At 70.3% G+C, this 12,969-nt stretch carries 9 protein-coding genes; 1 reads left to right on the forward strand and 8 read right to left on the reverse strand.

The window, feature by feature from the left end; all coding sequences use genetic code 11:
* Window positions 1-5: 5 nt before the first annotated feature.
* The 7 genes from ACXKZF_RS06580 to tkt all read right to left on the reverse strand — a co-directional run bounded on the left by ACXKZF_RS06580 (window position 6) and on the right by tkt (window position 10,857).
* Complete coding sequence (locus ACXKZF_RS06580; protein ID WP_488985753.1) at window positions 6-2,639, reverse strand: helix-turn-helix transcriptional regulator; 2,634 nt, start codon at window positions 2,637-2,639, stop codon at window positions 6-8.
* A gap of 72 nt (window positions 2,640-2,711) precedes the next feature.
* Window positions 2,712-3,500: a 6-phosphogluconolactonase gene (gene pgl, locus ACXKZF_RS06585; protein WP_055955171.1), complete on the reverse strand. Its 789-nt coding sequence runs from the start codon at window positions 3,498-3,500 to the stop codon at window positions 2,712-2,714.
* Window positions 3,497-4,444, reverse strand: a complete 948-nt coding sequence (locus tag ACXKZF_RS06590; RefSeq protein ID WP_055955168.1) for a glucose-6-phosphate dehydrogenase assembly protein OpcA — start codon at window positions 4,442-4,444, stop codon at window positions 3,497-3,499. The genes pgl and ACXKZF_RS06590 overlap by 4 nt, the downstream gene beginning before the upstream one ends.
* Complete coding sequence (zwf, locus tag ACXKZF_RS06595; protein ID WP_055955165.1) at window positions 4,441-5,991, reverse strand: glucose-6-phosphate dehydrogenase; 1,551 nt, start codon at window positions 5,989-5,991, stop codon at window positions 4,441-4,443. Before zwf ends, ACXKZF_RS06590 begins: the two co-directional genes overlap by 4 nt.
* Window positions 5,992-5,994: 3 nt before the next feature.
* A complete protein-coding gene (locus ACXKZF_RS06600) occupies window positions 5,995-7,620 on the reverse strand; it encodes a glucose-6-phosphate isomerase (protein ID WP_488985754.1) in 1,626 nt (541 codons plus the stop codon).
* Window positions 7,617-8,738: a transaldolase gene (gene tal / locus ACXKZF_RS06605; protein WP_055955159.1), complete on the reverse strand. Its 1,122-nt coding sequence runs from the start codon at window positions 8,736-8,738 to the stop codon at window positions 7,617-7,619. The genes ACXKZF_RS06600 and tal overlap by 4 nt, the downstream gene beginning before the upstream one ends.
* A 19-nt stretch (window positions 8,739-8,757) precedes the next feature.
* Window positions 8,758-10,857: a transketolase gene (tkt, locus tag ACXKZF_RS06610; RefSeq protein ID WP_488985973.1), complete on the reverse strand. Its 2,100-nt coding sequence runs from the start codon at window positions 10,855-10,857 to the stop codon at window positions 8,758-8,760.
* A 225-nt stretch (window positions 10,858-11,082) separates the two neighbouring features.
* On the opposite strand from tkt, the gene ACXKZF_RS06615 reads away from it, so the two are divergent.
* Window positions 11,083-12,009, forward strand: a complete 927-nt coding sequence (locus tag ACXKZF_RS06615; RefSeq protein ID WP_488985755.1) for a heme o synthase — start codon at window positions 11,083-11,085, stop codon at window positions 12,007-12,009.
* Between the two features lie 442 nt (window positions 12,010-12,451).
* Here ACXKZF_RS06615 and ACXKZF_RS06620 read toward each other — a convergent pair whose 3' ends face one another.
* Window positions 12,452-12,937 (reverse strand): hypothetical protein, encoded by a 486-nt coding sequence (locus tag ACXKZF_RS06620; RefSeq protein WP_055955146.1) that lies wholly within the window; start codon window positions 12,935-12,937, stop codon window positions 12,452-12,454.
* Window positions 12,938-12,969 lie beyond the last annotated feature (32 nt).

The following is a 12,969-nucleotide window of genomic DNA, read 5'->3' on the forward strand; positions in this document are numbered from 1 at the left end:
GGGCATCAGGGCAGGGACGCGCCGTGCAACAGCGCGACCAGGTGCACGCGCGAGCTCACGCCGAGCGTGCGGTAGACGCCCGTCAGCCGCAGTTCGACGGTGCGCAGCGAGATGAAGAGCGCGGCGGCGATGTCGCGGTTGCGAAGGCCCTGACTGACCAGCGCGACGACATCGCGTTCCTGAGCGGTGAGCGAGCGTCCCCGATCGGCGGGACGCGGCGCGGCACGCAGTACCGGCCGATCCGTGGTCGGCAGACAGCGGTCACGCGCCGCGCGGAGGCGAAGGCGCTCGATCGGCGGATCATCGGTGCGCCAGATCGCCTCCGCCTCGCGGAACGCGGCGGCGCCGTCGCGATCGCTGCGGCAGACGGCGCGCGAGCGCGCCACCGCGAGCGTCGTCCACCGGCGCGGGGTGCGGACGGACGCCGCTTCGAGGCGGGCGAGGATGCGGCGCGCATCCGCGCGGTGACCGCTCAACCAGAGCGCTTCGACCAGGTCGGCGTCACAGCGCAGCAGCGACGGATCCTCGCAGAGCACCGCTTCTCGCGCGGCCTCGAGGGAAGCGACCGCGTCGTCGAAGCGCCCCTCCGCGAGAGCGGACCCCCCCTCGAGGACGGCGAACCACGGCAACGGCGTCGGTGTGCCCTCGCGTCGGGAGAGATCGCGCCCGCGACGGACGAGCTCGCCCGCCCCGGGTCCGAGTGGATCGAGCGCGGCGGCGCTCGCGAGCACGAGGACGTCGGACACCTCGGATGGGCGCCCGGGGACCCACTCGCGCCGCCAGGCGGTGACGGCGTCGCGCGCGGCGACAGGATCACCGCCACGCACCTCCGTCGTCACGAGGAGGCGCCGCAGCTGATCGCGCCAGTACGGCTGCGGACGCGGCCGGCGTTCGAGGAGCGCGTGGATGCCGCGTCGCACGGTGGCGTACTCCTCACGCAGCACGGCGGTGCTCAACGCGAGGAGTTCCTGCTCGATCGGGGTATCCCCCTCCGCGACGTTCGCGGCGAGGCCCGTGTCGACGGTGACGGGGAGCAGGACGTCGGCGCCCAACTCGTCGAGGAGGCGGGCGAGAAGCGCCGTCTCGGTCGAGGCGACGCCCCGCGCGACGGAGAGGACGACCAGATCGTGCGCGCGCTCCGTCTCTCCGCGCCACAGATGCAGCCGGGCACTCTCGCACAGAAGACGTTCGGCCGCGCGCGGGTCGTCAGTCTCCGCCGCCACACGAAGCATCGCGTCGTCGACGATCTGATCGGCGGCCGTCGTCGCCCGCAGCCACGCCAGCGCCGCGCGAGTGCGCACGTCGGGGTCGCTCGGTACTCCGGCGCGCCGGAGGTAATGCTGACCCCGCACATCGTGTCCCTGCATCACGAGAGCCTCGCCGAGGTCGACGAGGAGGCCGCATCGTGAAGCGTCGTCGATGCGCCCGCCCAGAGCGCGCTCCGCGAACTCGACCGCCGCCGACGGTTCGCCGTCGCGGGCAAGATCGACCGCGGCGACCAGGAGACGTTCGCGATCGGCGTCGGGCTCGGCGTGACTGCGGTGCCACAGGTGGGTCGCGGGGTATTTCTCCGCGTGCTCCTGGGCAGCCCGGATGTGTAGCCGGGACCGCTGGTCGGCGGAGAGCGAGGCGAGCAGACGCAGGCGGAGCGCGGGGTCGGCGATGCGTGCGAGCTCTCCGTGGACGGCGACGAGGCCTGCGTCGATGAGGGTACCCATCTCGATCCCGAGGGCTGAGGCGGCGGCGCGCAGGCGGTCGTGCCCGAAGACCGGTCCGGTGCACAGGAGGTCCATGAGCTCGGCGACGCGGGGGTCGGAGAACTCCCGGTCCGCCCGCCCACGGCGGTCTGATTCGTCTTCCGCGAGTCGGAGCGGGAACGGCAGCGGATCGTCGCCCGCTGCCTCGCACGGGGTGAGGCGCACGCGCGAGAGGATGGCGGGATCGCCGCCGACGGAGCCGGCCACCGTGGCGAGTACCGCGAGGGCCGCGCCCGATCCGAGAACCGCGCGTCCGAGGTCGAGCGACTCGTCGAAGGACAGCCGCTCCAGACGGGAGTGCCGCAGGCCGGCGAAATCGCGCCTGCGGTCAGCGGTACCCGCCGTCGCCACCACGCTGAGGCCGGTTCCCCGCAGCCGACCGAACACGTAGGACAGCACGGTCAGGCTCGCGCTGTCCACCTGGTCGAGATCGTCGATGACCACGACGTCGGGCTCGTCGTGAACGAGATGAAGGGTTCGGCTGAGCTCTTCGGCGAGGAGGTGCTCGGGCCAGTCGCGGCTGCGCGCGAGGACGGTGTCGACGGCGCTGCGTCGCTCGCCGCTGAGACCCGTCGCCAGGGCGGAAAGCCCGGAATACTGCCACATCCGCTCGTTCGGGCTCGCCGTGATGACGACGGCGTCGTGCCGAGCTGCGATCTCGCGAGCCAGAGCGGACTTCCCGATGCCCTTCTCCCCGGTGAAAAGGCACCCTGCGCCCCCGGTGGTTTCGATGACGTCTTGCGCGATGCGTTTCTCGCGCGCACGACCGATAAATGGCATCCCACGTCCCCACTGCGTCGTCCGGAGCGGGAGATCGATCTCCCGGGGCCGGATCAGGATGCCCCCCGATCGAAGGCTAAATCGCGCTTCGGGCAAAGGCAAGGGGTGGCGCGACGAGGAGACGACGAGGACCGGATGCCGATGGCATCCGGTCCTCGTGTCGAGCGTGGACGCTCAGTACTCGCGGTCGATGAGCTGCGGCGGCACCTGATCGGCGGCAACCTCGTCGACGAAGAACGCCGTGCGACGGCGACCCTTCGCCCCCGCGGCCGGAACGCTCTGGTAGCTCGCCCCGGCCAGGGCGAGCCCGAGGGCCGCGGCCTTGTCGGCGCCGGCGATGACCATCCAGACGCGCTTCGAGCTGTTGATGACGGGACGCGTGAGCGAGACCCGCTCACTCGGCGGCTTGGGGGACTCCCGCACGGGCACGGTGGCCCGGTCGGTCACCGAGATCTCGGGGCGGTCCGGGAACAGCGAGGCGATGTGCGCGTCGGGGCCGACACCGAGGAAACAGATGTCGAACGACGGCCACGGGCCCGTCTCGCTGCGATCCGACGGGGCGAACTGCGCGAGCTCGTCGGCGTAGGCGATCGCCGCGGTGTCGAGGTCGACCCCGTCTTCGCTGGATGCCACGGCGTGGATGTTCTCGGCCGGGACGTCGATGTGATCGAGGAAGGCCTCGCGCGCCTGCTTCTCGTTGCGGTCGTCGCTGTCGCGCGGCACGAACCTCTCGTCGCCGAACCAGAAGTGCACGAGCGACCAGTCGATGTCGGCGACGCGCTCGTCACGCGCGGCGGTGCGCAGGACCGCCCCGCCCATGGTGCCGCCGGTGAGGCAGATGTGCATGCGCTTGCCCTCGGCGACACGCTTGACGATGCGATTCACGAAGCGGGTGGCGACGTACTCGGCGAGGGCGTCGGCATCGCGCTTGATGATGACGCGCTTGGCGGAACCGTCGCTCACGACCCGCTCCTCTCGCTCGCGGCGTGCAGCAGATCGTGTCCGTCGGTGATCACGCGACCGTAGAGCAGGTCGGGGTCGAGGCGGCGCAGTTCTTCGGCCAGACACTCGCGGAGCGTGCGGCGCGGGAAGGCGAGATCGTGCGTGGGCTGCCCGGGCTGGCGGAGGATCGCGACCCCCGCCTCGGGACGCTCGAGCAGCGTGTCGCCGCTCGCGCGCGTGAGACGGACCGACTTGATGCCGCTCGCCCACTCGTCTGCCGGGAGGTAGGCGTAGTCGACGGGGGCGTCGAGCTTCATGCCCAGCCACGCCGCGAGCAACGAGGTCGAGGGGGAGTCGGCCGCGCCGCGCACTTCGATCGCGGTGACCGGCTCGTACGGCGGCTGATCGAGCACCGCCGCGAGCTGCTCGCGCCAGCGCGTGAGGCGGGTCCACGCGAAGTCGGTGTCACCGGGGGCGTAGTGCTCGCCCAGTTCGGCCACCCACGCCGCGGGATCGGCCTGCGACGAGGCGTCGGTGATGCGGCGCTGCGCGATGCGTCCGATGGCCGAGCGCGAGGGGTTGGCCGGAGCCTCGGCCGGCCACCACGCGACGACCGGGGCGTCGGGGAGCAGAAGACCCGTGACGAGGCTCTCGGCGTTGGAGCCGGCAGCGCCGTGGGCACGCAGGACGACGACCTCGCTGGCACCGGCGTCGCCGCCGACGCGGATCTGGGCGTCGAGACGGGGTTCTTCGTCTTCGTCGCCGAACAGCACGGCGATGACGCGCATCGGGTGCTCGCGCGACGCGTCGTTCGCGGCCTCGATGACCTCTTCTTCGGCGCCGTGGTGCGTCACGATGATGAGCGTCAGCACGCGGCCGAGGGCGACGGCGCCGCCCTCTTCTCGCACGCTGACGAGTTTCTTCGAGATCGCGCTGACAGTGGTGTCGGGCAGGTCGATGATCACGGGCGCCTCCAGGTGCGGCCGTCGCGGGCGAGGAGTTCGTCGGCGGATGCCGGCCCCCACGACCCGGGCGAGTACTGTTCGAGCGGACCGCCCTCGGCGGCCCAGAACTCCTCGATCGGGTCGAGGATCTTCCAGCTGAGCTCGACCTCCTCGTGCCGCGGGAACAGCGGCGGGTCGCCGAGCAGCACGTCGAGGATGAGGCGCTCGTAGGCTTCGGGGCTCGCCTCGGTGAAGGCGTGCCCGTAGCCGAAGTCCATGGTCACGTCGCGCACCTGCGTGCCGTCGCCCGGGACCTTCGAGCCGAAGCGGATCGTGACGCCCTCGTCGGGCTGCACGCGGATGACGAGCGCGTTCTGCCCGAGCTCCTGCGTCTGGCTGCGCGAGAACAGCTGCTGAGGGGCGCGTTTGAACACCACGGCCACCTCGGTGACGCGGCGCCCGAGGCGCTTGCCGCTGCGGACGTAGAACGGCACCCCCGACCAGCGGCGGGTGTTGATCTCGAGCTTGATCGCGGCGTAGGTCTCGGTGACCGACTCGGGGTTCATGCCGTCTTCCTCGAGGAAGCCCCGCACCTCTTCGCCACCCTGCCAGCCGCCGGCGTACTGCCCTCGGGCCGTGGACTCGGCGAGATTCTCGGGCAGACGCACCGCCGCGAGCACCTTCTCCTTCTCGGCGCGGAGGTCGGCGGCGTTGAAGCTGATGGGCTCCTCCATCGCCGTGAGCGCCAGCAACTGCAGGAGATGGTTCTGGATGACGTCGCGCGCCGCGCCGATGCCGTCGTAGTAGCCCGCGCGGCCACCCACGCCGATGTCTTCGGCCATGGTGATCTGCACGTGGTCGACGTAGTTGCGGTTCCAGATCGGCTCGTACAGCTCGTTGGCGAAGCGCAGCGCGAGGATGTTCTGCACCGTCTCTTTGCCGAGGTAGTGGTCGATGCGGAAGATCGCGTCGGCGGGGAAGGCGCTCTCCACGACCTCGTTCAGCTCGCGCGCCGAGGCAAGGTCGTGTCCGAACGGCTTCTCGATGACGACGCGGCGCCAGCCGGTGGTGTCGTCGGCCGTCTCGCCGACGAGCCCGGACGCCTTCAGCTGCGTCGTGACGAGGGGGAAGGCCTTCGGTGGGATCGAGAGGTAGTACGCGTGGTTGCCCATGGTCCCGCGCTCGGTGTCGAGCTTGTCGACGGTCGCACGAAGACGCTGGAACGCCTCGGGATCGTCGAACTCGCCCTGGACGAAGCGGATGCCCTCGAGCAGTTCTTTCCACGTCTCGTCGCGGAACTCGGTGCGGGCGTACTTCTTGACCGAGTCGTAGACGACCTCGGCGAAGTCCTGATCCTCCCAGTCACGACGGGCGAAGCCGACCAGGGCGAAGCCCGGGGGCAGCAGACCGCGGTTGGCGAGGTCGTAGACCGCCGGCATGAGCTTTTTGCGCGACAGGTCGCCGGTGACGCCGAAGATCACGAGGGCACTGGGCCCCGCGATTCGGCTCAAACGGCGATCCTCGGGATCGCGCAGGGGATTGTGACCCGGTGTGATCTCTACGACCATGTCTTACTGTGCCGCCTCGAAGAGTGAGAGCACTTCGACCTGCGGGTCGGTCAGCGTCAGCGTGACGACGGGACGGCCGTGGCCCTCCGCCAGCACGCTCGCGTCTCCCGCGGCCTGTGCCTGGATGAGTTGTCCGAACGTGAACGGTCGACCGGGGATCTCGAGGTCGACGTCGGTGCGTTCGGTGATCTGGAGGAAGACGCCGGTGGCGGTTCCTCCCTTGTGGTACTGGCCCGTGGAGTGCAGGAAGCGGGGACCCCATCCGAAGGTGGTTGGACGACCCGAATCCGCGGCCACGAGTTCGCGCAGGCCCGCGAGCTGCGCGAGCTCGAGGCGGTTCACGTAGGCCTGGATGCTGAAGTAGCCGTCTGCGGCGACCCGCTCGTACAGGGCCGTGAGTACGCCCGCGACGGTGCCGCTGGCGGCCAGAGTCGGGTCGGACACCCGTACCTCGACGCCGCCCTCGACGAATGCCGGCGCGGTGGGAGCCGGCTGCGCCTGCAGCAGACCGCGGGTGGCTTCCTTCGCCGACTCGACATCCGGCTGATTGAACGGGTCGATCCCGAGCATACGGCCGGCGATCGCGGTCGCGTACTCCCAGACGACCAGCTGCGCGCCCAGCGATCCGCTGACCAGCACCTCGTCGGTGTGGCGTTCGAACAGGTGGAACGCCGATGCGTCGTCGACGAACCGGACGACCTGCAGGTCATCGGGTCGGGACTCCAGCTCGGGTGAGACGGGAAGCAGCACCACGGGAAGGATGCCGGAGCCGTCCTTGCCCGTCGATTCGGCGACGAGCTGCTCGATCCAGTCGGGCAGACCCACGATGTGGCTGCCGTCGGTGACCAGGCCGAGCTTGTCGCGGCGCAGCGCCCCACCGCCGGCGATCGCGGCGGCCAGGACGAGCGCCGGGTTCTCGGGGGAGTCGATCGCGACCTCGAGGAGGGTGGCATCCGCCTCGTCGAGGAGGTCGTCGATGTCGACGCCGGCGAGCCCCGTCGGCACGAGGCCGAACGCGGTGAGGGCGGAGTAGCGCCCGCCGACCTCGGGGTCGGCGGTGAAGACCCGGTAGCCATCGGCTCGCGCCGACTGCTCCAGCGGCGAGCCGGGATCGGTCACCACGACGATGCGCTCGGCCGGATCGATGCCGAGGTCACGGAACGCGGCCTCGAAGGCGCGTTTGGCGGAGTCGGTCTCGATCGTCGAACCGGACTTGCTGGAGACCACCAGGACGGTCTGCGCGAGACCGCCCGACTCGGCGTCGCCGTCGATCGCGGCGAGCACCTGCCCGGGAGAGGTCGAATCGAGGACGACCAGCGGAACGCCGGCGGTCTGGGCGATGACCTCGGGCGCGAGCGACGAACCGCCCATCCCCGCGAGCACGACGCGGGTCACGCCCCGCGCGACGAGGTCGTCGCGCAGGGCCGTGATCTCGGGCACGAGCGGGCGCGAGACGGAGACCGCTCGCACCCACCCGAGCCGACGGGAGGCTTCGTCTTCAGCGGCCGGGCCCCAGAGGCTCGCGTCGCCGGCGGTGATGCCCGACGCGACCAGCGAGCCGGTCAGGCCCGGCAGCTCGGCCGACACGACCGAGCCGACGTGGCCCGTGACCTTGACCGCGAAGCTCACTTGGCGGCCTGGGCGCTTCCGGCCTCGAGGGCGGTCTTGACGGTGTCTTGCAGTTCGTGCCAGGAGGCGATGAACTTCTCGACGCCCTCGTCTTCGAGCGTCTGCGTCGCGTCGGCGACGTCGACGCCCGCGGCGGCGAGGCGGTCGAACACCTCGTGCGCGTCGGCGTAGGCGCCCGTGACGGTGTCGCCGGCGATCACGCCGTGGTCGAACGTGGCCTCGAGCGTCTTCTCGGGCATCGTGTTCACGGTGCCGGGGGCGACGAGCTCGGTCACGTAGAGGGTGTCGGGGAGCGCCGGGTCCTTCACGCCGGTCGACGCCCACAGCGGACGCTGCACGGTCGCGCCCGCGTCGAGCAGCTTCTTGGCGCGATCCTCCGAGAACTTCTTCTCGAACAGCTCGTAGGCCAGACGCGCATTGGCGATGCCCGCCTTGCCCTTGAGGTCGGCGGCCTCGTCGGTGCCGAGGGTCGCGAGACGCTTGTCGATCTCGGTGTCGACGCGCGAGACGAAGAACGACGCGACCGACTGCAGGGTCGAGATGTCGTGGCCGGCGGCCTGCGCCTTCTCGACACCGGCGAGGTAGGCGTCGATGACCTCTTCGTAGCGCTCGAGGCTGAAGATGAGCGTGACGTTGACCGAGATGCCCGCACCGATGACCTCGGTGATGGCGGGCAAGCCCGCCTTGGTCGCGGGGATCTTGATCAGCACGTTCTTGCGGTCGACGCGCGCCGACAGATCCTTGGCCTGAGCGACGGTGGCCTCGGTGTCGTGGGCGAGGTCGGGTGAGACCTCGATCGACACGCGGCCGTCGACACCGCCGGTGGCCTCGAACACGGGGAGGAAGATGTCGCACGCGTCACGGACGTCGTCGGTGGTGATCGAGAAGATCGCCTCGTCGACGTCGGCACCGGCGGCGGCGAGCTCCTTGACCTGGCCCTCGTACGCCTCGCCCTTGGAGAGGGCTCCGGCGAAGATCGTGGGGTTGGTCGTCACGCCCGAGACGTTGCGGGCGTTGATCAGCTCGGCGAGATTGCCGGACTGGATCCGCTGACGCGACAGGTCGTCGAGCCAGATGCTGACGCCGGCGGCGGCGAGGTCTGCGGTGGGAGTGCTCATGTCGTTAATCTCCTCGGGATTACTTCTTGGCCGCGGCGAGCGAGTCGCGCGCAGCCTCGACGACGGCCTCGGCCGTGATGCCGAACTTCTGGAACAGGGTCTTGTAGTCGGCCGACGCACCGAAGTGGTCGATCGCGACGGAGCGTCCGGCGTCGCCGACGATCCCCGCCCAGCTGAGGGCGGAGCCGGCCTCGACCGACACGCGCGCCTTGACCGACGCGGGCAGCACCGACTCGCGGTACGCCTCGTCCTGCTCGGCGAACCACTCCAGCGACGGAGCCGACACGACGCGGGCGTGCACGCCTTCGGCGGCGAGGGTCTCGCGCGCTTCGACGGCCAGCTGCACCTCGGAACCGGTGGCGATCAGGATGACGTCGGGTTCGCCGTTGGCCGCCTCGGCGAGCACGTACGCGCCCTTGACGGCGCCCTCCGCGGAGCCGAACTCGTCACCGGATGCCGCGCCCTCGCCGCGGGCGAAGACGGGGATGTTCTGGCGGGTGAGGGCGATACCGGCGGGGCCGGCAGTGCGACGCAGGAGCTCGAGCCACACGACGGACGTCTCGTTGGCATCCGCGGGACGCACGAGGGCGAAGTTCGGGATGGCGCGGAGCGTCGCGAGCTGCTCGACCGGCTGGTGCGTGGGGCCGTCCTCGCCGAGCGCCACGGAATCGTGCGTCCAGACGAAGATGGTCGGGATGTTCATCAGGGCGGCGAGACGCACCGGCGGGCGCATGTAGTCGCTGAAGATGAGGAACGTGCCGCCGAAGGGCCGCGTGGGTCCGTGCAGCACGATGCCGTTGAGGATCGCTCCCATCGCGTGCTCGCGGATGCCGAAGTGCAGCACACGACCGTAGGGGTCTCCCGACCACTCGTGCGTCGACCACGACGAGGGGATGAAGGACTTGGCATCCTTGATCGTCGTCAAGTTGGACTCGGCGAGGTCGGCCGAGCCGCCCCACAGCTCGGGGAGCTCGGCGGCGAGGGCGTTGATGACGGTGCCGGAGGCGGCGCGGGTCGACACGTCTTTGCCGGCCTCGAAGGCGGGCAGGGCGTCGGCGACACCCTCGGGCAGTTCGCGAGCCTGCAGGCGGTCCCACAGCTGCTTGCGTTCCGGATACTTCGCGGCCCACGCGTCGAAGGTCGACTGCCAGGCGGCCTTCTCGGCCTCGCCGCGCTCGACGAGCTGACGGGTGTGGGCGATGACGTCCTCGGCGACGGCGAAGTGCTGCTCGGGATCGAAGCCGAGCACCTCCTTGGTGGCCTTCAGCTCGTCGGCGCCGAGAGCGGAGCCGTGGATCTTGCCGGAGTTCTGCTTGCCGGGGGAGGGCCAGCCGATGATCGTCTTGAGGATGATGAGAGAGGGCTTGCTCGTCTCGCCCTTGGCGGCCTCGATCGCGGCGTGGAGTTCGGCGACGTCTTCGACGTACTCGCCGGTCTTCTTCCAGTCGACGGTCTGCACCTGCCAGCCGTACGCCTCGTAGCGCTTGGCGACGTCTTCGGTGAACGCGACGTTGGTGTCGTCCTCGATCGAGATCTGGTTGGAGTCGTAGATCGCGATGAGGTTGCCGAGCTCCTGGTGGCCGGCGAGCGAGGAGGCTTCGCTCGTCACGCCCTCCTGGAGGTCGCCGTCACCGGCGATGACGTAGACGAAGTGGTCGAAGGGGCTCTCGCCGGCGGGGCTCTCGGCGTCGAAGAGGCCGCGCTCGTAGCGGGCGGCGTACGCGAAGCCGACGGACGAGGCCAGACCCTGGCCGAGCGGGCCGGTGGTGATCTCGACGCCGTCGGTGTGGCCGTATTCGGGGTGGCCGGGGGTCAGCGAACCCCACGTGCGCAGCGCCTCGAGGTCCTTGAGCTCGAGGCCGAAGCCGCCGAGGTAGAGCTGGACGTACTGGGTGAGCGACGAGTGACCCGCCGACAGGATGAAGCGGTCGCGGCCGGGCCAGTGCGTGTCCGCCGGGTCGTGCCGCAGCACCCGCTGATACAGCAGGTATGCGGCCGGGGCCAGCGACATCGCGGTGCCGGGGTGACCGTTCCCCACTTTCTCGACGGCATCCGCCGCCAGAATGCGGGCGGTGTCCACCGCGCGCCGATCGATTTCATCCCATTCGAAGTCCGACAAAACGGTGCCTCTCTCGATCTGCGCCCGTTCACGACCGACGTCCGCGCTCACCACCGTAGGAGTGGGAGGGGGGTGGGGGTGTCGTCGCGGGGCGCGCGTTCACCGCCAGCATAGCGAGAACCCGCGACGCTGTTGCGGATCGTGACGGGGCTCGACAGGCGGCCGGGCGTGTGGTGCGGATGGCATAGAATCGGGAAGGATCTTTACGCGCTACCCCGGGGGACGATGGACATCTCGACGACGTCGCACGTCATTGCGCCGACCGATCGCCGCTCCGTCGGACGCACCGTCCGGGCCTACATCGCCCTGACCAAGCCCCGCGTGCTCGAGCTGCTGCTCGTCACCACGGTCCCGGTGATGATCCTGGCCCAGGGCGGCCTACCCGACCTCTGGCTGATCTTCGCCACGGTCATCGGTGGCTCGCTCAGCGCCGGCTCGGCGGCCGCGTTCAACATGTACCTCGATCGCGACATCGACGCCCACATGCAGCGCACCGAGAACCGTCCCCTCGTGACCGGCGAGGTCTCGCCGCGCGGTGCACTCGTGTTCGCGTGGACGCTCGCCGCCGTCTCGACCGTCTGGCTGTGGGCGTTCACCAACCCGTTGGCCGCGGGTCTTTCGGCCGCGGCCATCTTCTTCTACGTCGTGATCTACACGATGATCCTCAAGCGCCGCACCGAGCAGAACATCGTGTGGGGCGGCATCGCGGGCTGCTTCCCGGTTCTCATCGGCTGGTCGGCCGTCACGGGATCGCTCTCGTGGGCGGCGCTCATCCTCTTCGCGCTCGTGTTCCTGTGGACGCCGCCGCACTACTGGCCGCTGTCGATGAAGTACGCCGCGCAGTACGAAGAAGTCGACGTCCCGATGCTCGGCGCCACCCGGAGCGGATCCCAGGTGGGTCTGCAGGTCATCCTCTACGCGTGGGCCACCGTCGCTTGTTCGCTGCTGCTGATCCCCGTGGCATCCATGGGTCTGGTGTACACCGTGTCGTCGCTGGTGTTCGGCGGCTGGTTCATCTACGAATCGCACCGCCTCTACTCCCGCGCCGTGCGCGGCGGCGAGCCTCGTCCCATGCGCGTGTTCCACGCGTCGATCACGTACCTCACGCTGCTGTTCGTCGCGATCGCTGTCGACCCGCTGCTGCCCTTCTGATCTGATTCGCGAAGCGCCCGTCCCCCCATCGGGGCGGGCGCTTCGGCGTTTTGAGCAGTGGCGCGTGGGATGCCGTCGCGACCCCGGATGCCTCTCGACGGCGACACGGATGGGTGTGGGCGTCGGGGGGTGCGGCGAGAGGCCGCCGGAGCGGAGGAGTTTCCGCCGGGGGAGGACCGTCGTCGCGGCATCCGTCCTCCGTTCGAGGATTCTCCTCCGGTGGGCGGGTGGCGCGAACGCTGAGATGTTCGGTCAGGGGGCGTGGATGCCGCGGGGAGGCCGCCGGAGCGGAGGAGGTTCCGCCGGGGGAGGACCGCCGTCGCGGCATCCGTCCTCCGCTCGAGCATTCTCCTCCGGTGATCGGGTGGGACGGAGGCGCGAGGTCGAGGGACGCGAACGCGCCCACCCCCGGAAGGGAGCGGGCGCGTTCGTCCGAGCGGGATCAGCGACGCGTGGCGTCGTCTCCGGCATCGAGCTTGGGGGCGTCGTGACCGGCCTCGGCCGCGGCGCGGGCCGGAGCGGGAGCCGTCGACGGCGTCTCGACGTCGGCGTCCTCCACCGAGATGGGGGCGGCGGTCGTGGCGGGGGTGTACGCCGCGACGGCGGGCTCGGCGACCGTCTCGTCGTCGCTGGACCAGTCGATGCTCTCGACCGCCACGTCCGGGCGGCGGGTCAGGGCGGCGGCTGCGCCCAGCGCGAGAACGGCCACGATGCCCACGGCACCGGCACCGAGCACCGCGGCGCCGACGACGACCCACGACTGACCGACGTAGACCTGCACGACGGTGGCGTTGGGGTCGTTGAGGACCTCCTCCATCGCGGTGATCCCGTTCAGGACGATCGCGAGTCCGCCGATGATGGCGGCCAGGGATCCGGCGACGAGCACCCAGAAGGGGATGCTGGTCAGCAGACGGGGACGAGTGTGCATGGGATGAACTCCTTGTCGTTCCGACCCGGGGG

The organism is Microbacterium sp. ABR10 (assembly GCF_057812175.1).